19 protein-coding genes are annotated in these 23,878 nt (G+C 36.7%); 1 reads left to right on the top strand and 18 read right to left on the bottom strand.

Features of this window, described 5'->3' with window-relative positions; translation table 11 throughout:
* Positions 1-10 precede the first annotated feature (10 nt).
* The 4 genes from ACO1PF_RS05805 to ACO1PF_RS05790 form a co-directional block, all read right to left on the bottom strand.
* Positions 11-1,039: a LacI family DNA-binding transcriptional regulator gene (locus ACO1PF_RS05805; protein ID WP_423190378.1), complete on the bottom strand. Its 1,029-nt coding sequence runs from the start codon at positions 1,037-1,039 to the stop codon at positions 11-13.
* Positions 1,040-1,402: 363 nt separating this feature from the next.
* Entirely contained in the window at positions 1,403-2,032 is a 630-nt protein-coding gene (locus tag ACO1PF_RS05800) for a DUF2238 domain-containing protein (RefSeq protein ID WP_423190377.1), read from the bottom strand.
* A gap of 814 nt (positions 2,033-2,846) precedes the next feature.
* Positions 2,847-3,719 carry a DegV family protein gene (locus ACO1PF_RS05795; protein WP_423190376.1) on the bottom strand — a complete coding sequence of 291 codons (873 nt, stop codon included), beginning with the start codon at positions 3,717-3,719 and terminating at the stop codon, positions 2,847-2,849.
* Between the two features lie 329 nt (positions 3,720-4,048).
* Positions 4,049-5,506 carry a DEAD/DEAH box helicase gene (locus tag ACO1PF_RS05790; RefSeq protein WP_423190375.1) on the bottom strand — a complete coding sequence of 486 codons (1,458 nt, stop codon included), beginning with the start codon at positions 5,504-5,506 and terminating at the stop codon, positions 4,049-4,051.
* Positions 5,507-6,040: 534 nt separating this feature from the next.
* Between ACO1PF_RS05790 and ACO1PF_RS05785 the strand changes: the two genes are divergently transcribed.
* Positions 6,041-6,421 (top strand): VOC family protein, encoded by a 381-nt coding sequence (locus tag ACO1PF_RS05785; RefSeq protein ID WP_423190374.1) that lies wholly within the window; start codon positions 6,041-6,043, stop codon positions 6,419-6,421.
* 508 nt (positions 6,422-6,929) lie between these two features.
* Here the strand turns inward: ACO1PF_RS05785 and ACO1PF_RS05780 are convergent.
* The 14 genes from ACO1PF_RS05780 to ACO1PF_RS05715 form a co-directional block, all read right to left on the bottom strand.
* Positions 6,930-7,355 (bottom strand): PaaI family thioesterase, encoded by a 426-nt coding sequence (locus ACO1PF_RS05780; RefSeq protein WP_423190373.1) that lies wholly within the window; start codon positions 7,353-7,355, stop codon positions 6,930-6,932.
* Positions 7,356-7,370: 15 nt separating this feature from the next.
* Complete coding sequence (locus ACO1PF_RS05775) at positions 7,371-8,492, bottom strand: acyl-CoA dehydrogenase family protein (protein WP_423190372.1); 1,122 nt, start codon at positions 8,490-8,492, stop codon at positions 7,371-7,373.
* A 16-nt stretch (positions 8,493-8,508) separates the two neighbouring features.
* Positions 8,509-9,420: a LysR substrate-binding domain-containing protein gene (locus ACO1PF_RS05770; protein WP_423190371.1), complete on the bottom strand. Its 912-nt coding sequence runs from the start codon at positions 9,418-9,420 to the stop codon at positions 8,509-8,511.
* A 144-nt stretch (positions 9,421-9,564) separates the two neighbouring features.
* Positions 9,565-10,752 carry a thiolase family protein gene (locus ACO1PF_RS05765; RefSeq protein WP_423190512.1) on the bottom strand — a complete coding sequence of 396 codons (1,188 nt, stop codon included), beginning with the start codon at positions 10,750-10,752 and terminating at the stop codon, positions 9,565-9,567.
* Between the two features lie 64 nt (positions 10,753-10,816).
* A complete protein-coding gene (locus tag ACO1PF_RS05760; protein WP_423190370.1) occupies positions 10,817-13,075 on the bottom strand; it encodes a 3-hydroxyacyl-CoA dehydrogenase/enoyl-CoA hydratase family protein in 2,259 nt (752 codons plus the stop codon).
* 18 nt (positions 13,076-13,093) lie between these two features.
* The gene (locus tag ACO1PF_RS05755; RefSeq protein WP_423190369.1) at positions 13,094-14,410 is read right to left on the bottom strand and encodes an acetyl-CoA hydrolase/transferase family protein; all 1,317 of its coding nucleotides are present in this window, start codon (positions 14,408-14,410) and stop codon (positions 13,094-13,096) included.
* A 35-nt stretch (positions 14,411-14,445) separates the two neighbouring features.
* Positions 14,446-15,651 (bottom strand): acyl-CoA dehydrogenase family protein, encoded by a 1,206-nt coding sequence (locus ACO1PF_RS05750; protein ID WP_423190511.1) that lies wholly within the window; start codon positions 15,649-15,651, stop codon positions 14,446-14,448.
* A 336-nt stretch (positions 15,652-15,987) separates the two neighbouring features.
* The gene (locus ACO1PF_RS05745; RefSeq protein WP_423190368.1) at positions 15,988-17,502 is read right to left on the bottom strand and encodes a class I adenylate-forming enzyme family protein; all 1,515 of its coding nucleotides are present in this window, start codon (positions 17,500-17,502) and stop codon (positions 15,988-15,990) included.
* Positions 17,503-18,144: 642 nt separating this feature from the next.
* Positions 18,145-19,335 (bottom strand): DUF262 domain-containing protein, encoded by a 1,191-nt coding sequence (locus ACO1PF_RS05740; RefSeq protein WP_423190367.1) that lies wholly within the window; start codon positions 19,333-19,335, stop codon positions 18,145-18,147.
* Positions 19,332-20,168, bottom strand: a complete 837-nt coding sequence (locus ACO1PF_RS05735) for an FRG domain-containing protein (protein ID WP_423190366.1) — start codon at positions 20,166-20,168, stop codon at positions 19,332-19,334. The genes ACO1PF_RS05740 and ACO1PF_RS05735 overlap by 4 nt, the downstream gene beginning before the upstream one ends.
* 363 nt (positions 20,169-20,531) lie before the next feature.
* Positions 20,532-21,332, bottom strand: a complete 801-nt coding sequence (locus tag ACO1PF_RS05730; RefSeq protein ID WP_423190365.1) for an abortive infection family protein — start codon at positions 21,330-21,332, stop codon at positions 20,532-20,534.
* A 129-nt stretch (positions 21,333-21,461) separates the two neighbouring features.
* Entirely contained in the window at positions 21,462-22,313 is an 852-nt protein-coding gene (locus ACO1PF_RS05725) for a TIR domain-containing protein (protein WP_423190364.1), read from the bottom strand.
* Between the two features lie 857 nt (positions 22,314-23,170).
* Positions 23,171-23,314, bottom strand: a complete 144-nt coding sequence (locus ACO1PF_RS05720; RefSeq protein ID WP_423190363.1) for a helix-turn-helix transcriptional regulator — start codon at positions 23,312-23,314, stop codon at positions 23,171-23,173.
* Positions 23,315-23,600: 286 nt separating this feature from the next.
* Positions 23,601-23,732 (bottom strand): hypothetical protein, encoded by a 132-nt coding sequence (locus ACO1PF_RS05715; RefSeq protein WP_423190362.1) that lies wholly within the window; start codon positions 23,730-23,732, stop codon positions 23,601-23,603.
* Positions 23,733-23,878: the final 146 nt, after the last annotated feature.

Here is a 23,878-nt window from a genome sequence, read left to right as displayed (position 1 = left end):
ATAGACACATTTATCGTTCTTTACCTACCGGTGCTGCGCAGGATTGGCGTTCAACCAATGATGCTTTGAATAATTTTTCAGTAGCTGGAATCCCCCGTTCAAACTGACCGATCATTTGCTCCACCAGATAATCAGCCATCTCTACTCTTGGTACATGCATAGTCGTTAATGGAGGATTCGTGTATTGGGTCAGCCGAATATTGTCAAAGCCAATCAATGACACTTGCTGCGGAACCTTGATTCCCTGCTCACTCAATGCTTTCAATGCGCCGATTGCAACCTCATCGTTCGAACAAACGATAGCTGTCGGGAGCTTTCCTTTCTCAGTCCATTCCATAACTGCATCATAGCCAGACTTCTCGACAAATGTCCCGTAAAAAAAAGGTCCTGCTGTAAGGTCTGCGCTTTTAAGAGCCTCTTTGTATCCTTCCAAACGTTCAGTTGCAGCCCGGTTTGTTTCTTCGCCGGTAATGACTCCGATTTTCTCATGCCCGAGCTGGATCAAATAATCCGTCGCCAAAAAAGCTGATTCCTTGTTCAACAGTTTAGGAACAGCGATGTCCTGCTGGCTTGAAGAGAGGTTGTTCTGATCGAACACCCCGACTGCATAGCCATATTCTCTGATTTTATCTACTGTGTGCTGGACATTCGACCAGCTGATAATCATCCCCGCATCAATGCTTTTCTCCCTGTAAAGTTTCAAAATGGGGGCGGTATTCTCGACCGACGCGGTAGTTACCAGCATATTGTAGCCACGATCTCCAGCGGAAGTGATCATCTGACTGATTACCGAACTGTAAAAGAAATTATCTGCATATATATTATCTAATTCTGGATCTTGAATAATAAATAGGCCGAGCGTTTGTGTTTTGTTTTTCGCCAAGCGCCTTGCTGAGACATTTGGGTAATAATTATGCTCGTCCATGATCCTGTGGATACGCTCACGCGTTTCTTTCTTCACTTGAGAAGAGTCGTTCAGTACCCGCTGGACCGTTTTTCTCGAAACGTTTGCGAGTTTTGCAATATCATTAGTATCCATTTTTTCCTCCTGAATCAGCTCCCAAGTCTTCTGATCAAAGCTTCATTATGACAGTTGAATATGTCTGACTGGAGAACCTCTCCAATCAGACATAAGCAAAGTGCATCCATACAGCAGACATCATTCCCTTGGATTCTCAGATTTTAATCGTCATATTAAATCTATTGTATTATATGACATTTAACGATTAAACCGATTTTTATAGCTTGATTATTTTACTTGTACTGTTATGACTCGTGGATATTAGCTTATTGACCTCATTCATTTATGATAAGGCTCTATTATCATGTACTCCTGCGGTTATTCATCTATAATTCCATTCACTATTGATACATATATTTATTTGGAATCTCTACCCTTAATTTAGTTTTTTTCCATCTTTGCCATCTGTTTATCATGAAATGTCCCAAAAATAATAGTAGCTATGCTTGCACCAATCAATGCCCACAGCATATCCCAATGGGTGTCAAAATAGTCTCCTTGTGTTCCCATAACTAAATCAGTGGGTACAGCCAAAATTTTGACAAGGGCAAACTCAATCAGCTCATAGGCTGCGCTTAAACCAAGACAGGACAGGATTACGATCAACCACATAACCTTTCCCTTTTTTACATAACCAGCACGAACAAAAAATTCTTTGAGCAAAAAGGCCGGTACAAATCCTTGGGCAAAATGCCCCAAACGGTCGAAATGATTTCGCTGCCAATCGAACTGCTCTTGAAAATAATTGAATAAAGGGTTATTGGAATATGTATAATGAGCACCGTATAACAATAACAAGACATGCAAAAATACCATCACATAGACGAATGTACTGAAACGAAAACGATGGTAAATAGCAACGAGTAAAAGCACGAGTAAGACCGCTGACGTCATTTGACCAAACCAGGCTAAGCGATCAACGGGATTGATAGCCGAGAAAATATAGGCAACAACGACTAACGCCAAAAGAATGAGGTGTACCCTTTCAGGCTTTTTTTCAAAATCCACCATGTCTTTTGCTCCTCCTTATTCCATGAGCTTATTTCCCCTTTAAATTACAATTTCCATAATTTTTATCATCAATTTTGATAGGTCCCCGTAGTACGTCTAAATTAGTTTTTAGTTCTATTCATGAAGAACAAGACTACCAAATACTGTGGATTGTCTTGCTCTTTTGTCAGGTTTCTTTGCCTGTTTAGTACTTTATACTTTTGCTTTGAACATTAATGGTAACAACGAGTTAATTAGTTTATTTACATACTCTGTATTACACTTTTTAGCTATTTTTTCTACAATAGCTGTTATATTTTCTATGAGTTGAGATGATAGTTTAGACTCCAGTATATATTTTTTCAAACACATAAAAGGCTGATTCAATCTGTTATACTGCTTGTAATATTTTCGAACCTTGCTAAATGCCATAATATATAGAACAACTATACCATTTTAAAAATCGTTATACTTATATTTAATAAAGATATATTTGTCATTTTTTAAAATAAGCAAAAAACCTACAGTGTCATGGTAAACTTGATACTTTATAGCCACCTATAAATAGCATAAGAGACAGGATTTTTTGATTTTTAACATACTACAATTCTATTACTTTTCAGCTTATTATATTGCTACTTATGATACGGTTCTGCGTATCATTGACAATGAGGTTTTTAATCGATATTATCTTTTTAGTTTGCTTGTTTTTAGTATACTCTGCTCTATTTCTAAACCCAAATAATCAACATCCACTCACCCAAAATGACGTCCTTATCGTCACTCAAGAGAAGAAAAAAGCCTTCAGGAATTATCCTGAAGGACTCACATTTATTTACATATTTTCTTTTTCCATAAAGAACAATGATAAGCCGCCTAGACCTACATGTGTCCCCACTGCAACGCCCATTTGCATTATATAAATGTTTCCTGAAAAATCTGTTTGCAGCTCGATTCTTTCTTTAAGTTCATTTGCAATACTCTGATCATTCGAATACCCGATAATAATGAAATTTGTCCACTCAGGGTCATAACGTTTCTGAAATTCTTCAGCATAATATTTCAGCGCTTTCTTGGTGCCTCTTACTTTCGCAATGATTGCACCTTTCGTATCTTTCATGGACATAATTGGTTTTACGCGCAGCAAACTTCCAATAAATGCACCAACATTTGAGATACGACCACTTTTAGTTAAATTGTGTAAATCGTCCACACATAAAAAGTGTTTCACTCGTTTTTTATGAGTTTCACTGAAAGTAACTAATTCTTCAAATGTATAGCCTTCTTCAAGTAATTGTGCAGATTTCAGGATTAACCAGCCACTCCCATGACTCATTGACAAAGAATCTACGACATGAATTTTCACTTCTGTTTCTTCATGATTGTCATAAAATGAATCTCTTGCGATTTCTGCAGCCTGGTAAGAGGCGCTCGTTCCACTCGACATACAAATACATAAGAATTCGGTATAGCCTTCTGCTATGCCTTCCTCGATAATTGCTGAATAGGCTTCAGGACTAGGTGCTCCCGTCTTAGGTAACACTTTCATTTCAGGTAGTCGTTCAAAAAACTGATCCGAAGTTATATCCACTTTATCGCGATAGTTAACGCCTTCAATTTCAATGTTTAAAGGTGCCAGTCCAATATTATATCGTTCCACGATTTCTTGCGATAAATCACAAGTTGAATCAGCCATAATTTTAATCATTTTTGATTTCCCCCAATACCTAATCCCTGTTAAACACTCGAGGACTTTTGTACATTAATTATACTGTATTTTAAGACAATAAAACACTTAAATTTATAAATAAGGGTAACAATGTCAAGAAATCCTACTACTGGGATAATAATAATACTCTCCATAAGTTAGAATGAACATTTCAACTTATGAAGGGTATTATTTAATTAGTCCTAGTTGCCTTTTTTTAAAATTAAGAACAAAACTTGAAATATCTTATCTATTTTCTGAATGGATAGGTTCTGTTACTTTGTTATCCCCCTTATAGATAGTCTCAAGTATCAAATTACTCTTCTATTTTACTTGTGTGCTTTACGGACTTTCAACGTTTTTCCTTTAATCGTGCGGTCTTGCATTTCGGAAATGACATAGGGTCCTTTACCGTTCAATATTTCAATATAGGTGACATTTTCCTGAATCGTGATAATGCCGATATCTTCGGCTGACACATCCTTGATACTCGTCAACGTCCCGACGAAATCAAAAGCGCGCAATTTTTTCTTTTTGCCGCCGTTGAAGTAAATCTTAGTGATGTCCTTATTCAACTCTTTGTTACGGGCAATTTTCGGTGCAACGCGTGCGTTTATTTTCTTTTCAAAAGCTGTCTTCGCACGGGTGACCAGGCGTTCATTAGGGGCAAATACTTCCGTAAGCTCCTGGTTGTCAGCGAAGGCATAGTCACGAGTTTCCTGCCAGCGTCTTTGGTCATTACTGCTTACCATCGTTAGTGCCAGTCCCGTATTGCCTGCTCGACCTGTCCGGCCTGTGCGGTGCGTATAGCTCTCTTTTTCAAAAGGAACATCATAGTTGATGACGTGTGTCACATTATCAATGTCGATCCCACGAGCAGCAACATCGGTCGCCACTAAATAACGGAGTTTCCCAGAGCGGAAGTCATCCATGACGGCCAAGCGGTCGTCTTGATCCATACCGCCATGCAGCTTATCGATGGGTAAACCGGCTTTGTTCAAATGATTTTCAACACCGTCTACCATGTCTTTGGTGTTACAAAAGATGATGCAGGCATCTGGATTTTCAATGGTCAATAAATCCAGCAGCAGTTTCTCCTTAGAATCTTCTTCCACATTGATAAACGAGTGTATAATCTTAGGCGTGTTCTCCGCTGATGCTTCCATTCTGACAGAAGCGCGGTCAGGGCTCATGTAAAAACTGGCTAAACGATCTATTTGAGGTGGCACGGTAGCAGAAAATAGCATCGTTTGACGTTCTTTCGGTAAATAACCAATAATTTCTTCTACCTGTTCAATAAATCCCATATTGAGCATTTCATCCGCTTCATCTAAAACTAAGCTGCTGACTTTATCTACTACTAATGTGCCTTCTTTTAAATGCTCCAGTATCCGACCCGGAGTACCGACAACAATGTGACTTTTTTGTTTCAGTTCAGATTTCTGTGTTTTAAAGGAGGACTTCCCGAATACCGCAGTAACCTTTATCCGCTTCAACCGGCCGATATTCATGATATCGTCCTTGATTTGTAGCGCTAGCTCCCGAGTTGGAACCAAAATCAAGGATTGCGGTTTGTTTTCTTCCCAGTCTGCTTGTTCACAAAGCGGAATCCCAAAGGCAACGGTCTTGCCACTACCCGTCTGGGACTCGACGATGATGTCCTGTTTTTCTAAGGCCAATGGAATGACTGCTTCCTGTACCGCTGTCGGATCGAAGTAACGTAAACTTTTCAGTGCTTCTAATATCTCGGGACTAATCCCAAATGTTTCAAATGATTGCTTATTCATATTTTCCTGCTTTCTATTTCTTCGTTAAATTATTATAACGGATTTCAAACGGATTACTGTTTTTCTAAAAATGCGCAGAATCTTCATGATGACTCTTCCACGGTCTAGAGTATACCATTCTGATTCGCATCAATAAACGCTTTTATCGCTTCAAAAAATTTGTTGTTGCTGAAATCTCTAGTTTAAAGGAGGATTTACCTTTGTTCCTCCTTTAAAAAACGTATTGCCGTTCAACGAATTGAAGCAAAAACAAAAAGCAGTAAACCCTTTAATACAAGGTTTCTACCTATGCTTATTTCTTTATGCTTCTGTCCCTACCACACATCTCGTCAGGAACACCTTCAAACCGCTATTCCCTTCAAAAAATGACCTCCGCTATTTATGGTACGGGTCCCTCTACTACTATAATAACCTCTGTGCTTTTTGCCTATTGATCTATTAGAAGCACTATAGAAGATAACATAGGGCTGAATAAAATGCCTATATGTCCTTTTTATGCTAGAATAAAACAAGAAACTATTGGAGGATGATATTATGAACCAAGAACTAGTTGAGATTTGCCTGCGCGTCAGAGATATTGATGCTACTTTAGACTTTTACACTAATTTATTCGATTTTGAAGTTGCCAGCCACAGAAAATTCCCTGAAAATAAGTTTGATTTAGTTTATCTGAATTCTCCCGGCTCTTCTGTACAAATTGAACTCACTTACAATTACGATGCTGAGCCATATGATGTAGGAAATGGCTTCAGTCATTTAGGTGTGACTGTCAGTGACTTAGAAAAAATGCATGAAGTATGTAAAGCTTCTGATTACAAGACAGGTGAGTTAAAAGGACTTTCAGGCGGTACACCAAGTTATTTCTTTGTGACGGACCCTGATGGCTATCGAATTGAAGCAAAGCGCGCAAAATAATATTTTGAATAATTTAAATGTAAGCATATTGGTTGTTGCCAATATGCTTACATTTTTTTATTCTTTATCTTACATATTTAAACCACTACTTATCATCACACAATGTCCCTTGTAAATTCATTTCTTTCTAAGAAAATCATTTATTAATGATACGGTTCTCCGTATTATACCTCAGTGAGGTTTCTACTATAATTGATATAATTCTAATTTTTTTAATAAGTTACTTTTCACAGGTTTTCCTGTATTAAAAGATTTTGAAAGCTTTTTGGATAAAGTGCATGAACCTAGGATGAATGAGCCAACAGCATTTGAATCTAATGTTGGCTCCATATTTATATAGGCTGTATAATTTTTGGTGTGGATGAATAACTTTATATGTCCAACCAATTTTTGGCCACTGATTGAATTACTCTATCTATACTAAAAAGTATAAAAAGAAGCAGGAGCTGGGACAATTAAACTGTCCCAGCTCCTGCTTTGTTTACGAACGATTATCTAACAAGCTCTGTTATCCTTTGAACATGGCATCTTCTATTTTAACGGGGATCCAAGTACCAGTTGCTTTAGCAATCAGTTTCCCAGTTTCTTTGTCTGTTACGGAACATTCAACGATGATCAATTTTTTCCCTGGTTTGATCACTTCAGCTGTGGCAATGACCTCAGCTGCAACAGCTGGCCGCAGAAAATGCATCGTCAATTCGGAAGTCACGACTTGATAATTTTCGGGTACCATCGTAACGGCAGCTGCTCCCCCTGCCGAATCCGCCAATGAAGTAATGACTCCTCCATGGAAATAGCCTAGATGTTGCGTCAACCAATCCTCTTTCTTCAAAGAGAGGACAGCTTTGCCTGATTCGATATTTTCCAATTTCCCACCAAGCGCAGTTAAAAATGATTGCTTTTCATTTTTTCGTTTTTCATAAAATTGATTCATAGAAACACCCTACCTTTAGCTTTTTATTTTTTTCCATTGTTTGCTGATTTTTTTCAAATGAAAATCAGGTGTTTCACCCATATTTTTGACCGATTCGGAAACACTTTTGAAATTTCTTAACACATGATCAGGTGCAAGTGTGGCGTACCCAAAAATTCCGAGAATGCCATCAATGATTTCATGAGACACTGCCATCGCTTTAAACTTTAATTGAGTCACTTGAATCGTCGAAGGTTGAGTCTGGAAATTGATAACTGAAAAGTATTGTTCAGTGACTTCTAATTCGATTTTGTATTGAGCAAATTGCTGTTGGATATATGGCGCATCCATATACCTTTGCCCGAAGCGATTTATTTCCAACGCATGATCGAGCCCTTGTTCAAAGACGCTCCGGGTAATGCCCAATAATTGTGCAGCTAGCAAGAGATTCCACAAGTCAAGAACTTGATTGAACACCTCATGATTATTTTGAAGATTACCCAAAAATTGATCTTCCTTTACAGCTAGGTTTTCGATCGTCAGACTGGCTGTGCGTAAGGAACTTGCACTTTTTTTGTTTTCACTATAGTGGACTGTAATACCTGGTGTGTTTTTTTCTAATAAAAAAAGACCAAATTGATTTTTTTCTTGTGATGGGAGTTCGATTTTCCCCAGTAAAAGGAAAAGGTCAGATTCTTGGGTGCAAGCAATGTCTTCTTTTCCTCCATTGATCACCCAACCATTTCCTTCTTTACGCGCAACCGTTTGCATTTTTCTCAGTTCAAAGCCGGCTTCCAGTTCTTTGCTCGCAAATGTTGCAAACAAATTTTCTTCTACTAATTTATCTAAGTATTTTTCTTTTTGTTTTTCGGTGGCAGAGAATTTCAAAGCCAAGATTCCAAACAAAATTTTACTTAAAAAATAATACGATAAAGAAGGAAAGTATTGCGACAGCGTGTAGATAAATTCACACAATGCCGGGATATTTTGTTCGCTTATCTCTTTTTCGGCAATTTCTTTGTATAACCCTTTTTCTTTAAAATAAAGTTCCCATTTTTCAAAATCCTCATAAGTATATGGGCGATCGATCGTGTCTTTCCTTATTTCCTGCCCCAAATCTCCTTGAAGAGATTGCGTGAATGATTCAATGATATCCATATGCCTCAATCCTCTCCTAATCTGGGAATTCATTGGTAAAAGAATCGTAGACAAACTTTTCGATACTGCTGTATTTCTTTTTTACCGGAAAACACAAGACAGTCGTATAGGTGATGGGATCAGTGAAGTGTTTTTCAGCCACTCCTATGTTGTCTAAGTAATTGTAATACTTTTTAAAATTGGCTGAGGGCAGTAAAGCAATCAGATTGGTACGCGTTGTGGATTCGACCATGTAATCCCAAGAATCGGACGTAATCAATACTTTTGTCTGAGACTTCATTTTTTTCAATTTATCCATCACTAGCGTATGAGTTGCAAAACCTTTGTTAAATGTTGCTACGTACTGGTTGTCTAACATTCTCCAATTCAATTTATCTTCTTTGGTCAATGGATGATTGGGGTTCATAAAAGCTGTCACTTCAGTCAATGCCAATATGTGTTTTTCAAATTTGTCTTTATGCAATTTTTTCGGATCATCCAACACCGCTGCATGAATGCGATTCTGGTTCAGCATGTTTACTAATTCTTCGTTGTTGGCCTCGATGATATCGATCTTGATCCCTGGATTTTTCATCATAAAGGATGGAATAAACTTGGTAAAAAACAGCCGCAGAATAATTGTTGAGATCCCTACTCTGATCGTTCCTTGTTGGATTTGCGCTTCTTGCTCCAACATTTCATGCAGGTTTTCATGTTTGTCAACTATTTCTAAGGCCTCCTGATACACTTTCTCCCCACTCGTTGTCAGACCGGTCAAACGACCATTCTTGCGATGAAAAAGTTGCAAGTTCTCCTCTTTTTCAAAATTGATAATGAACTGGCTTAGTGCCGATTGGGTCACATGGATATTTTGTGCTGCCATAGTCAGATTTAAATTAGCATCGACTATGGCAATGAAATAATTAAGTTGTGCTATGTCTAACTTCATGTTTTCCTCCTCACAAAAATTCAGCTAAAAGTAAGTACACTAGTTACTTATACAACTCAATTGTACATCAAATCAAATACTCCCACATTAATAATTCCTAATTAATGTGGGAGTAAAGAGTTCAAATTCTTTTCTATACAAATTTTATCTTAAGTATTCAAAAACGCCTGCTGCTCCCATACCCATTCCGATACACATGGTGACCATACCGTATTTAGTTTCAGGACGCTTCGCCATTTCTCCCAACAGTTTGGCTGTCAAGATGGCTCCAGTTGCTCCTAATGGATGACCTAAAGCGATGGCTCCTCCGTTGACGTTAACGATGTCACGGTTCATGCCTAGTTCATTCATAGAAGCGATAGCTTGTGCCGCAAAGGCTTCATTGAATTCGATCAAGTCCATATCATCTAGTTTCAATCCAGCCAATTTCAGTGCTTTAGGAATGGCATATACTGGTCCGATACCCATATATTTAGGATCGACACCCGCCACGTTAAAGGAGACAAAGCGAGCAATCGGTTTGATCCCTAATTCTTTCACCTTGTCCCCAGACATCAGGATAACAAATCCAGCTCCATCACTAACTTGAGAAGAAGTCCCCGCCGTTACGCTGCCGTCTGCTTTAAAGACGGTACGCAATTTCCCTAGAACATCTAGCGTTGTATTCGGACGGATCCCTTCATCTTGATCAAACATTTCTGTTGTAACTTCCACTTCGTCACCTGTCGTTTTTACACGATGGATCTCTACTGGAACGATTTCATCTTTAAAGCGCCCTTCTGTTTGGGCCTTATGGGCTTTTTGGTGACTTTCAACACCAAATTGATCTTGCTCATTTCTTGAGACATTGTATTTTTCAGCCACATTTTCTGCCGTCATTCCCATTGGAACAGCGATTTTCGGCCCATTTTCTTGTAAGTATGGACTATTGGTCGGTTCGCTTCCACCCATTTGAGTAGAACTCATAAATTCGATACCACCTGCTGCCAGTACTTCTGCTTGACCCGCTATAATAGCGTTAGCGGCAGTAGCAATCGTTTGAAGTCCTGAAGAGCAGAAACGGTTAACCGTTTGTCCACCCACTGTTTCAGGAAGTCCGCTTCTAAGAGCGATAGCACGTGCAATATTGTTTCCTTGGAGACCTTCCGGAGTTGAACACCCCACAATAACATCTTCAATCAGAGCAGGGTCGAAATCGCCTTCTACTCTGTTAATAACGCCTTTTAAAACTTGAGCAGCGATGTCTTCGGGCCTATCATAAAAATAGGCTCCATCTTTCTTTCCTTTCGCTACAGCCGATCTTCCATATGCTACGATATAAGCTTCTTGCATCATATACAAATCCTTTCTATTTAGTGCGGAGAAAGCCAAATTTGGCTTTATTCACAGTATCATATTAATTTCTCAATGGTCTCTTTTTCTCTAACATGTGTACAATGCGTTCATACGTTTTTTCATTCTTGCTCAATTTAACAAAATTATCTTCTGAGAGTTTTTGGAGCCATTTTTGATTGGCTTTCGTGCCCAGAGGAACATTTCCGCCTGCCAATACATCGGCAATAGCAGCGGTAACGACACCATCATATTTGGAAGCAAAGTGTCCATCGATCATTGAATCAACTTGAGCTGCTGCGATCGCTTTGAAGTTGGTTCCAAGTACTTCGTATTCGACTAAGTTATTTGGAATGTAATTATAAGCAGCTTTCAATCGCAAGGTTTGCAATGCTGCTTCAAATACAAGTTCTTCATTTTGAATGATCATATCTGTTTCTTTCAAAAATCCGATTTTTTGTGCTTCATAAGCACTCATCGTCACGTGACCTGTTGAGACTTTCGTTAAAATATCTCCTAATTGACGGATCTTATCTGCTCTTGATACATCTTGACGATATACACGGTCAGCTAGTTCAGCCAAGCCGCCTCCTCCAGGGATCAATCCAACACCCGCTTCTACTAGACCAATATACGTTTCAGCCGCAGCTACTACGTAAGGTGAAGCCATCACTAATTCTGCACCGCCACCGAGCGCTCTACCTTTCGCAGCTGTTACGATCGGTTTAGAAGCAAACTTCATACGTCTGACGGCTTCATGGAACAATTCTGATCCTTTGCGTGTTTCTGTGTCGACTAGTTCTTGATCGATGGCCATCTTCATGTAGTAAAGATTTGCACCTACACTGAAGTTCGGTCCATCTGAGTAAAGCAGTAATCCTTTATAATCTTCTTTTTCTAGTACATCAACTGCTTTGACGATATCCGCTTCAAATCCAACAGTGATGGTATTATTTGGCGTTCTCATCGCTAGCATCAAGAAATCATCTTGAGTCGCAAATAATTCTGAATCTTCATTTTTCCAAACTTGTTTGTGTGCGAAATCTTCTGGTTTGGATGCTGGACTAATGCTTTGGTTTTCTTGATAGAATGGTTCGTTACGCTCCTTGATCCATTCCGGCAGTTCGCCCAATTCTTTTTCCATTCTTGCTTTAACTTTATCCAAGCCTATCATGTCCCATAGTTGGAATGGTCCAACAACCCAGTTGTAACCCCAAACCATGGCCCGATCTATATTGATGTACTCATTTGTTGCTTTAGGTACATTGATAGCTGAGTAATACATTAGATTGCGCAGCGTTTCCCATAAGAAAAGGCCCACTTCATCTTCAGATTCAAAAATAGTCGTTAAGTTTTTCTTTAGATCACGACTAAATTCTTTTAAAATAGCCAATTCGACGGGTTTAGGTTCAACATAAGTTTCAGTTTCCACATCAAATACTAAGCGTTTTCTGCCGTCTTTTTTGTAAAACCCTTGATTCGTTTTGTCTCCCAGATTGCCCAAAGCAACCATTTTTTCAACCAGTTTCGGCATTTTAAAATACTCAGTTTCTTCCGGATTGGACATCATCGTTTTTGTCACAAAGTAGCCAATATCGATTCCCACCATATCCAGTAATCTGAATGTACCTGTCTTAGGTCGTCCAATAATTTGGCCGGTAATCGCATCAACTTCAGTGATCGATAAGCCAAGTTGTTCTGCACGGTATGCAGTGTCGGAAGCTGAATAAGTTCCGATTCGATTCGCAACGAACCCGCTGACATCATTAGCATCTACCGCACCTTTGCCTAATACCGTTGAAACAAATGTTTTCAAATTCTCAGAAACAACTGGATCAGTTGTTTCATGAGGAATAATTTCCACCAGTTTCATGTAACGAGGCGGATTAAAGAAATGCACACCTACAAATCTTGCTTTTGCTTCATCCGGAAGGGGTTTAGCAATAGCACCGATCGGAATACTGGAAGTATTGGTAGCAAGAATAGCATCTTGCTTCGCAATAGCAGCCACCTTTTGCCACAAATCGTGTTTGATCGCTAGTTTTTCAGTGACAGCTTCAATAAAGATATCGGAATCGTTGCCTTCTTTTAAATCATCTTCAAAGTTGCCATACGTCAAATTTTTATTCCAATCGGCATTATACAGCATGCTTTTTTTGGGGTGTGTAATTCTGTCGTATGCACCTTTACTCAGTTTATTTTTATCCTCTTTATCTAAAACGATATCTAATAGTTTTACTTTTAGACCTGCATTGACCAACAAGGCAGCAATTTGAGCTCCCATTGTTCCTGCGCCTAATACTGTTGCTTTTTTTATATTCATTTCTATACCTCCAAAAACTTAAGTTAGTGACATTGATATTATTTTTTTAATGTAGCCTGCTTTAATTGCTTGTTCTCTCAGTTCCTCTCTGAAAGCCGGATCTGCGATTGAAATCATTTCTTCGACACGATCTTCAATACTTCTATTGAACATATCAGCGATTCCATGCTCAGTCACAAGGTACTGAACATCAGCCCGTGGAACCGTTACTGGAGTTGCTTCAGGGAAGGAGAACACAACGTTAGAAGTCACTTCACCTGTTTTTTCGTTTTTATTTGTAGAAGGTAAGCAGATAAAACTTTGACCGCCTTTAGATTTTGTTGCTCCGCGTACAAAGTCATTAGCTCCTCCTACAGAACTGATAAATCGTGTACCTGATCCTTCTGAGACCACTTGTCCAGTCAAATCAGCCATCAAACAGCCATTAACGGAAACAAAGTTATCGATTTGAGCAATTCGCGATGGATCATTTACAATGTGCAATGGCTCGATACTGATTTGGCCATTCTTACCACTGAAGTCGTACAATTTGCGTGTTCCCATTGCGAAACCGCCTCGTATCGGTCCAGAAATCACACCTTTTTCAGTCAAGTACACCATCGATTCTGTGATCATTTCGGTATGCACAGATAAATCTTTTTTACTATCTAGTCCATAACTTACAGCATTTGCCAAACCGCCGAACCCGATTTGGATAGTAGAACCATCTCTAACATGAGGAACGATCCACTCAGCAATTTTTTTATCGATATTGCTGGAAGGCGTTTCTGGAACTTCAAGCAGCTGCTCATCCTGTTCAATAATCACATCCACATCATCGATATGAATTTTATTGTGGGTCCCGTTAACCTCTGGAACATTTTTGTTGACTTGAACGATGACTTTTCCGGCTACCTTACTGCCGACTTCTCCGATAGTAACGCCCATAGGTCCGAAGTTGAAGTATCCATCTGCATCCATTTCAGAAACCGTCGAAACAAATGTTGTCGGTTTTATCCGTTGTTCGATCAACAAATTCAAATTAGAAAAGTTGACGGGATCGATTGAAAATGTTCCGTATGAAATCAATTGGCGTTCTAGTGGTCCCATGAAGAAAGAATGGAATCTGATTCTCTCTGCAACTTCCGGATTAGTGAAAAAATCAAAGGGATGGATAACAAATGCCGAATATAATTTGACGTTTTCGTACTCTTCGTACCTTTTAGTTATAGCAGTGATCAATGAGATCGGCATAGCAGCAACTGGGTTAGACAAAATTACCTCATTACTTTGAATTTGCGAAGCAGCTTCAGTCAGGCTTTTTAATTTGATTTGATATTGCTCTTTAAAAGTCATCTTGACACCTTCCAATCTATTTTATGTTGTTTCGATTAAACGAAAGCAGATATACCAGTTAATTTACGTCCAATGATCAACGCGTTCATTTCATGAGTACCTTCATAAGAATAAATAGCTTCTGCATCACAGAAGAATCGTGCTACATTTCTTTCAAGCGTAATACCGTTCCCACCACATACTTCACGTCCAAGTGCAGCTGTTTCTCTTAAGCGTAAAGAGTTGTTCATCTTAGCAAGAGAAGCATTGATCTCACTGAATTCGCCTCTTTCTTGTAATTCAGCTAAGCGAGCACTTAAAGCTAATGCATTGACCGCATTTGCTTGCATTCTTGCTAATTTTTCTTGAACCAGTTGGAAACTTGCGATTGGTTTGCCAAATTGAACCCGATTTGTTGTATATTCAAGCGCTGCCTCTAAAGATCCTGCCATCATTCCTGCTCCAGCATAAGCTACTCCAGCACGTGTTGCGTACAATACTTTTGCGACATCCTTGAATCCATTGATATTTTGTAGACGATTGCTTTCAGACACTTCCACATTGTCCAAATGAATGTTTCCATTTTGAACGATCCTTAAAGCGATCTTGTCATCGATATCATCTACACTTAAACCTTTTTGTCCTTTTTCTACGATGAAACATTTTACATTGTTATCTTCCAAATCTCTTGCATATACTGGAATCAAATCAGCTGAACTAGCTCCACCGATCCAACGTTTTTCACCATTTATAATCCATTTGTCTCCTTCACGACGTGCAGTTGTTGATAATCCTGCAGCTGTATCAGATCCATGTTCAGGTTCAGTTAAGGCAAAACACGTTTGTAATTCAAAGTTTTGTAGTTTAGGCAACCATCTCATTTGTTGTTCTGGGCTGCCGCCTAATAAGAATGAGAAGTAGCCAAGTCCTGCATGTACTCCAAAGAATGTTGCAATCGAAGCATCGAACTTGTATAAATCATATGCCAAGAATAAAAAGTAAGTATTTCGCCATGTAAATTGGTTCGGTTGATTTTCAAACAATGCAGGATCACTTATTAGTCCTGTTTTTGCTACATGTTTGAATTCTTCAAACGGAAATTCTCCTCTTTTCCAGTAATCATTGATGACTGGTTTCAGATGTTCGTCTACTGCTTTACGTACACGTTGCAATACAACAATTTCTCCATCTGTTAGATTTTCTGAGAATTTCAAAATATCCTCTGGGTACATTTCCTTCAATATTTGTTCTCTATTTTCCAATTTTGATACTTGTTCGCTTTTTTCCATTTCTAATACTTGTTCTCTATTTTTCATTCCAGACACTCCTTATTATTTATTGTATAAGCGCTTACATTCTTATTATAGAAGCCATCCTCCTATTTTTCTAATTACCATTTGTAATACCAAACATTAGCTTTTTTAATGAGTCCTTAAAAAAGCACTCCTATCAAGTCTTTGAGCAATCTGCTTAATGGAATTTGATCAAATGATTTGTTGAAAAATGTACAAAATTTTGCAAAAAAAAAAAAGCGTCCAAAGATTCTGGATCATCCTTTAACGATTGGATGATCCTCTCCTTTGACGCTCAACACTTTTTTATTTAGTGGTTATTTTTACAACCGGTAGCTCATTCAAAAGCCGACTGATTTCTCTCTTGTCGATTTTACCCACCGAATTCACTGGAAACACATCTAAAAAGAGGTAGTGCTTAGGTGTTTTATACCCAGCTAAGTTATCATTAGCGTGTTGCTCTAACGCTGTTATATTTGATCTGTCGCCATCATAAATAAGTGCCGCTCCAACAGATTGTCCATATCTTGGGTGTTCATAGCCGACAACTACAGAGCTTTTAACATGAGGATTATCATTCAAGACTTGCTCCACTTCAGATGGGAAAACATTTTCGCCACCAGTGATGATCATTTCTTTTTTTCGATCAACGATATAGAAAAGTCCATTTTCGTCCTTCTTAGCTAAGTCGCCTGTCCTGACATACGCGCCCAAAAAGGCTTTTTTTGTTTCTACTGGCTTGTTCCAATATCCGTCAAACGTATGCTGTCCTGCCAGCAGCAATTCGCCTACTTGCCCCTGCTTAACTTCTTTATCATTCTCGTCCACTATTTTTGCATCAACAAAGAAGCTCGGATAGCCGATACTGAATGGATGTTTCAAAGCGATTTCGCCCGTTAATTTAAAATTGTTGGGACCTGCTTCTGTCAATCCGTATGAATTGATCAATGGAAGATTTTCTTTCACAAAATAATTTACAACCTCTTTGAGCGGCGGGGATCCTCCAGCCACGAATGTATGCACACTCTCTAAGTTATCTCCGCTAAAGTTTTCCGCACTGATCAGCCCATAATACATAGTTGGCACCATGAAAAGCATCGTAGGTTTATATTGTTTGATCATTTCATTCGTATGGGCTCCGTCGAAAAAGCGATTGATGATGACTTTTCCGCCAATCAGCAATAATGGGATAACAATACCGGAAAGACCTGCTATATGAAACATCGGAGCACTGGCAATCGTGATATCATCATGCGTAATGTTCCAGCTCATGATTGTATTCATAGAGTTGTTGACCAAACCGTTATGCGTAATGATGGCACCTTTTGGGTCGCCAGTCGTTCCAGTAGTATAGATCAGCATGGCAGGTGCATCCAACTCTAAAGATTCCGATTGAAATTCCACATGATTTGGATCTTCACATATCTCATTGTACTCTTCACTATCGACATCCAGTGACAGCAACGAAGCATCTACAAAAGACAGACGTTCGCTGATTTGACTGGAATGCAAAATGAGTTTGGGTTCTGCGTTTTCGATGACTCTTTTTATTTCAATTGGTTTCAGTCGCCAATTCAACGGAATAAAAATGGCTCCTAACTTTATACTTGCAAGTAAAAGATCAAAGTAACTAAGATCATTTGGCGAATAGAGTGCTACTCTATCTCCTTTTACCACGCCTTGTTGCTTAAGGTAATGGGCTAAGTTCTCAGCGCGAACATTGATTTCTTTGTAAGTCCACTCTATTCTTTTTAACGGATCAACCAAAGCTATTCTATCCGGTGTCAACAACGAACGTACTTTTATCCAGTCTAAATTCACTTCTATCCCTCCACAAAACATACAATTTTGTGTAAGCGCTTGTATACTTATTTATCATAACAGTGTTTTTTTAATTTGTCTAACAGTATTTATTTTTTCATCGTTATCTTTAGTGTTGCCAGATCAAGTAGATCAATTTCTTGAAATTTTCGGAGAAATAGGAGTTGCTTATAGCCGTGTAAAGAATTCAATGCGAATTAAGGGGCGTTAACGCTCCAATTGAGGCTTGAAAGCCGGATGACTTCCTTCTAGGCTTTAGGCGTTTCCATGGCTATCCGCAAGCAAACCCGTCTATTCCAGAAGAAATTTTAATTTGAAGTATCCACACCATTTGACGTAACGCCATAATGTTTTAATTGAATGATAACTTTAGGGTTAAACGCATCATCGCTAATATCAATGCCACCATCTCTTCCTCGTGGAAATTGATATAATTCTTTTCACAATTTCCTAGACAATATATCTCTACACAACTATTCAAATTCAAAGTTATCTAATAAATTATAATCAAATATTGTGATAGGCCTACTTTCTAACTAAAGTAAACTCCCTTTAAATTTTGATAACAAAATTTAAAGGGAGTTTACTTACAACTTTTCAAAAAAAGCATATTCACTTATGATACGGTTCTGCGTAGAATATCTAAGTGAGGTTTTTCGAGAATGTTAATAACTGATCAAAAATACTATTAACTAGCTTATTAAGTTCCCTTGAATTAGTAGATGAAGCATTGTAATTAGGATCTTCTAAAAAAGACTCTAGCAAGTTGTTTTTAATAATTTGCATAAAGTTATTTCTGTAATTATCCTGTTCAATGAATGTTTTAAACGTATCATTATCATGAGATATTTTATTGAAAATACCCGCTAACACCATAGCTATAGATATTTGAAACTTATAATTTCTACTTGAAATTCCATACAATTCTTTAGAAAACGGGTATTCACATTTTTCTTTTAGTTCAAATATAAAATGATTAAACTGAATAAAAGTTTTTTTCACTTGTTCAAAGTTAGTCTCCAACAACTTACTATCTTCTTCTTCCAATTTCGCTTTTTCTTTCATGAAATTTTCTGCATAAATCAGGGACTTCTCATAATTTTCATTAATTCCATTTTCTAATATACTAAGAATTACAAACATACCTTCTTGAACTTTCTTTTTCTGGATACGATCTTTTGTAACATTATATGCTTTTTTCAAGAAAGTATTTGCTTCTTCTAGAGACTTGTTTTTAAACAAGTTTAAAGTAAAAGAATTAATATACCTATTGAATTCAGAATTATAGACAGCATGGCGGATTTCTTGAGGAGAAAGAGGTTTTGTTCCTTTATTATATCTGTTGAATATTTCTAGTTCAAAATCTTTACCCGGGAAATCCTTGAAGATTGTAACTAAAAATGTATGTTCCATAAAATCTGATTTTAAGTCAATATTTAAATCATCAAATTTTTTGCCGTTTAGTCCAGTGAGTAATTTTATTCCATTCAATGTGAAATCATTATTATAAAATCTATGTAATGCTCTTAATCTATGTTGACCATCCACAACGTTTGTTACTCTGACTTCTTGGAGCTTATCTGTGGCCAAAAATATAGGTGGTATTGGAATACCTACCAATACAGATTCAATTAGCTTAACCTCATCTTCTAATGTAAAACGGTATTCTCTTTGATAATCAGGTGTTAATATAATCGCGCCATTGAATTTTAATATGTCTTTATCTTCTAATTTTCCGTCTATCTCTTGCAATTCATATCCTTTTTCAATTCTTTCCATAAGAACCTTTATTGACAAATTTTCATTCTCAGGGTTTATTTTATAGTTGCTCATTCTTCATCCTCAATTTCTTTTTTATATTTTTTGTATTCATTTATTTGTTCCAATAACAAAATATCTTTACTTACAGATGCAAGTTCGGGATAAACTTGTGTAAACCCAAAGCCCATTGAAAAGAGGGATACTAAAATATCCTTCTTTGAGCTCTTATTTATTACAACTTTTCTTATTACATCTTCTTCCTTATGTGGTGTGTTTTCTAGATTTCTTTTGATTATCTCTACAAAATTTGGATTCGACTCTTGAAAGTACAAGAAAACACCGTTTTGTGCGTTTACTCGAACGTTAGCTTTCCTACCCTGAACGACTACAGGTCCGTCGAAATCATCTAATTTCAGATTTTGATCTGAAAGCAAGAATAGATCAGTCCTATTACTATGTATACTGTTCAATATTTTAGGATCAAAAAACCAAACAACTCCATTTTCTGAATTTTCTTCCTTTTCTTCAAATGCTTTTTCAACTGCAAACATTAATGCAATAATGTGAGATTTAGAAAAATCCAATAGTTTGGTTGGGATACCGTAGTGTTGAGCGTGTACCATCCATTCATAGTCATTTTTAACATCCCAAGGCTCAGTCATATAGTAATGACTATTTACTTTGAATTCATTTAAAAAGTGTGCTATTGATTGTCTTGAATACTTTCTTGCTCCTCGTTCATCATTTCTAAGTGCCCCTGGAATTAAAGGAAAATCCCTATTCTGACCTCTAGATATAGAAAAGGACTCTGGTAGTCTTTCAACATAGTCCATGTACTCACTTAGTTTATTTATTAAAATTGTTCCATCATTTTTAATTTTATCTACTCCATCCATTTTATGCATCTTTCCTCTCCCTCAATTGTACTAAATTCATTATAACATCAAATAGAAATTACTTGCTTTAATCAATTATTAAATTATTTCGATTTAATTTAGTGAACTCATCTAGTATAAATTAAAATTTAGAACGTGTATTTTCTTGTTTATCATGAAATACAATTATAAAGCAACGATTCTACCCGAAGATTCGTTGTGAATACTGTAATAAGTTTATTTCTTAACTTCTATACATCTCCTCAACACAATTACTGTCTAAGAAAAAACTACTCTTAAAACTCATTTACTTATGATAAGGTTCTCCGTAATGCATCTAAATGAGGTTTTTCCTTATCATTGATAATAATAATCTATAAAACCGAAGCATTTTCAAAAGTCGGATTTTTTTTCTTGATAAGTTTCCCATAGAAAATAAACTATAGTAGTAGATGTTCCGACTGCTAATCTAGCGTATCTCGCTGGAAGAGATACGAAAGTCTTTGTTTTTCCATGGCCATCTCCAAATATGTTTCTTAATTCAGCCATACTTTGTGGAATTGCTCCTAAATTTCCCAGTATTTTTACCGCTATCTTTCCTGCTGGAGTTTCCTTATCTTGAGTATTTGAAGATAACCCTAATTCTTTCATAACTAGCTTTAGTAGAGGAGAAAAATCCATTTTTTCATCATAATCTGCACCTAACTCATCTAAAATTGTTTTCGCGCAAGATTCTAATAGTTCTTTGGACTTACCAATTGCTATATTGGGATTTTTTTCTATATTATCCATCATAATAGAAACTTGAGAATCAATATACGCTGTACTGAATTTTATCTTTATCTGCTCACTATAATTCGTAATTATTTTCGAGTTATTAGTAGGGATTATCTTGTACACTGTTCTACCACTTACCTTTTCTTGCTCGCTCAATTTAAGATTATCATGATCCAACACTTTATTAATTTTATCTAAATATTCTTCCCACTTAGATTTATCATCTCTATAATATGGGTGAAATATTTGCTCAATAAAGCTAGTAAGTACTTCTGTATCTCCAAATATATTTAATCTTTCATCAGAAAACGCCCAATATGGTTCCCAATCATTATTGTTTACAGTATGTTGCTGAATATCTTCTTTCATATTTTTGTATCTTCCATCGTTGGTAGGTAACTCATTTAATTCAAACATTCTATTTAAAAAGTAATTTCATCTATTCTTCCATTGTAAAAGAAGTCACCACTCATAATACCTTCAATTAAAATATCCTTTATGTCTCTTTTTGAAATTTTTGAAATCAACTAGTTCTCTCCCTTTTTATTATTTATCGTCTTCTTTTGAGTCTATAACCGCTTGATGAATACTCTCCACCATTTCATATATTGAATACTTTTGTGTATCTAGAGCAAATTTATCGACTAGATATGGGTTATAGTCTCTAACCTCTTCTCGGGAAACATTATGCCAGATTGGTAAAATAATGATCTTCTTTTCGTTGATTTCTCTATTTAGAAAACTTTTAAATTCATACTCTGACCAACCACTCTCTATAAAATTTGGTGATAGGAAGACTACTACAAATCTGGAATTAAGTATTCCCATATTCATCATGTCAGTTTGACTTCCTCCTATTTTAAATACTTTAACATCCTCAAAAACCTTTAATTTTTTGTCCTCTAACTTATCCGACAGCTCGGAAACATAAGCTTCTTTATCTAAACTAGAATGGGATAGGAATACATCATATTCTACTATCTCTTTTTTCGTTACAGACTGTTTTATATCCTCTGATAATTCATTTAATCTTTTGGAAAGGTCATTGTTTTTTCTTGTATGTTTCTTGTTATCATCTTTAGTATTTTCCATTGATTTAATCAATACTTTGAACTGTTTGTCTTGCTCTTTTGCAACTTTCATTTTATATTCATTCATCTTTTTTGTATTCTTTTCAATTTCTCCTAATAATTTAGTAATTTCTATTTCAAGTTTTAGAAGAGCTTTACTATCTCTCTCAATTTTTTGTAAATCTGCATTCGTTTTTTTTGTTTTTTTAATTACCCTTTGTAAGTTAGTGTCTAAGCTATCTCTTTTCTTCCTAGTAGTTATTAGTTTTTGTTGCAGTTGCCCATCTTTACTCGTAGTTCTTTTTAACCCAGACTCGTTTACTCCCATGTGTTTTGTCTACCTCCTAAGTTTAATGTAATAACTCTAATTATACAGCAAATAATAACGGTTTCTTAGAAGGAATGGATACTTAATTTCAACTAGTCGCACTCATATTTCGATTTTCGTAAATTCGCCTTTTCCAATTTGATTAATGTCTATAACAACAGAAAAAGAAGGGGAGAAGTCATCTTTTTTAGATGATCTCTCCCCTTCTTAGGTTGAAAAATGTTTCATTACTTCTTTATTTAATTGTATTTTAATGGTTTCTATTTTTCGACTTTTGGAGATAGTGATTTCTTTTATTAAGAGGTGGATTAACCTCTTTCGTTGCTCACTTGTTAGTGAGCCTTTAAATGCTTTTCTAAAGTTTTTGTATGACTTGATGAACTTTCTTGTAGTCAATGTGTACGAGCTTCTCCTCTCGTGATTTTTGTTGTGTTATTGGTTCTATTCTCTGTTCAATTTATTCCTTTTGATTATTTAGACTATTAAAACGCTTTGTAAAAGTTTTTTTCTATTAAACCTTCTTCATACATATCCAAAAATTTACTCTTTTTGGAATCTATGGAGCTCAGTAACTTCTCTACATCTTTGTACTCTTGCCTAGCTGGTACCAAACTAACGTCTATCTTAAAATAAATATTTCCTAAATTTTTCTTAACTAGTATTCCAGTTTAGCAATATTGATTCATTTTACAGCTTTATAAAATAACCCTGGATAAAATAAATAACTCTGGATAGGCCTAATATCCCAATAGCAGTATGTAATGGAAGCTGCTCCGCTTATGACATATCTAAAATGACGCATGTGAAGCACAGTATGACGCCGATAATATTGTATAGAAATCTTTTATAGTATTTAATTAATAATCTTTTATCCTTTTATCAGAAGAAAGTAGATCATTAACACTGCATGAAAATAGTTCTGCCAATTTTTTAAGATTATTTGTTGATGGTTCTGATTTACCTGTTTCCCATTTCAATACGGCCTGTCTACTGACCTCCATCTTCGCTACTACAACTCTTGCGATAACTTCTTCGCTTTTCTTTTCTCTATGATATCAACCTCTAAAGACGCTTTTAACCCCTCCACTTATGTCACACACTTCAAGCTTAGTACTATTGAAGGTAACTTTCGACCAACTAAAGAGCAACCATTAGTAGACATACTGATTTCGGCTGTTTTCTTGTCCTATATTTCAATTATTTGCTTCTAGATAGCTTGCTTCAAATCATAAATCCTTAAATTCTCTTTTAAAAATACTTATACCTAATATGATTTTCGGAGCCCCTTCATTCTAAGACATATACATAAAAAGGAAAAGCATAGCCAGAGTTTATGATCCAATATATACCGTTATTGAAGTCAGTATAATACTCATCAACATTGGTGAACGCATGCGTGAGCGGCTGATCTGATGTCACTCTAACTTCTGCCTCCTCTTGTCCGTATAGTACATTATCGATTGTTTCTCACTCTTCACCATTATAGTACTCAATAACATAGTGCGTGCTACCCAGGACTAACTCTTCTCCTTCTTCAACTTCTACATACAGCTTTAACTGATTTT

Origin of the sequence: Alkalibacterium sp. f15 (assembly GCF_049389645.1) — a bacterium.
In the GTDB taxonomy this organism is placed as follows: Bacteria; Bacillota; Bacilli; order Lactobacillales; family Carnobacteriaceae_A; genus Alkalibacterium.
Note: the sequence above shows the minus strand (reverse complement) of the source record. Positions and strands in the feature narration are given on the sequence as shown.

Bases quoted from the DNA above. Each gene is read 5' to 3' on its own strand.
- ACO1PF_RS05805 (WP_423190378.1), bottom strand. From the start codon at position 1,039: ATGGATACTAATGATATTGCAAAACTCGCAAACGTTTCGAGAAAAACG.
- ACO1PF_RS05800 (WP_423190377.1), bottom strand. From the start codon at position 2,032: ATGGTGGATTTTGAAAAAAAGCCTGAAAGGGTACACCTCATTCTTTTG.
- ACO1PF_RS05795 (WP_423190376.1), bottom strand. From the start codon at position 3,719: ATGATTAAAATTATGGCTGATTCAACTTGTGATTTATCGCAAGAAATC.
- ACO1PF_RS05790 (WP_423190375.1), bottom strand. From the start codon at position 5,506: ATGAATAAGCAATCATTTGAAACATTTGGGATTAGTCCCGAGATATTA.
- ACO1PF_RS05785 (WP_423190374.1), top strand. From the start codon at position 6,041: ATGAACCAAGAACTAGTTGAGATTTGCCTGCGCGTCAGAGATATTGAT.
- ACO1PF_RS05780 (WP_423190373.1), bottom strand. From the start codon at position 7,355: ATGAATCAATTTTATGAAAAACGAAAAAATGAAAAGCAATCATTTTTA.
- ACO1PF_RS05775 (WP_423190372.1), bottom strand. From the start codon at position 8,492: ATGGATATCATTGAATCATTCACGCAATCTCTTCAAGGAGATTTGGGG.
- ACO1PF_RS05770 (WP_423190371.1), bottom strand. From the start codon at position 9,420: ATGAAGTTAGACATAGCACAACTTAATTATTTCATTGCCATAGTCGAT.
- ACO1PF_RS05765 (WP_423190512.1), bottom strand. From the start codon at position 10,752: ATGCAAGAAGCTTATATCGTAGCATATGGAAGATCGGCTGTAGCGAAA.
- ACO1PF_RS05760 (WP_423190370.1), bottom strand. From the start codon at position 13,075: ATGAATATAAAAAAAGCAACAGTATTAGGCGCAGGAACAATGGGAGCT.
- ACO1PF_RS05755 (WP_423190369.1), bottom strand. From the start codon at position 14,410: ATGACTTTTAAAGAGCAATATCAAATCAAATTAAAAAGCCTGACTGAA.
- ACO1PF_RS05740 (WP_423190367.1), bottom strand. From the start codon at position 19,335: ATGAGCAACTATAAAATAAACCCTGAGAATGAAAATTTGTCAATAAAG.
- ACO1PF_RS05735 (WP_423190366.1), bottom strand. From the start codon at position 20,168: ATGCATAAAATGGATGGAGTAGATAAAATTAAAAATGATGGAACAATT.
- ACO1PF_RS05730 (WP_423190365.1), bottom strand. From the start codon at position 21,332: ATGTTTGAATTAAATGAGTTACCTACCAACGATGGAAGATACAAAAAT.
- ACO1PF_RS05725 (WP_423190364.1), bottom strand. From the start codon at position 22,313: ATGGGAGTAAACGAGTCTGGGTTAAAAAGAACTACGAGTAAAGATGGG.
- ACO1PF_RS05720 (WP_423190363.1), bottom strand. From the start codon at position 23,314: ATGGAGGTCAGTAGACAGGCCGTATTGAAATGGGAAACAGGTAAATCA.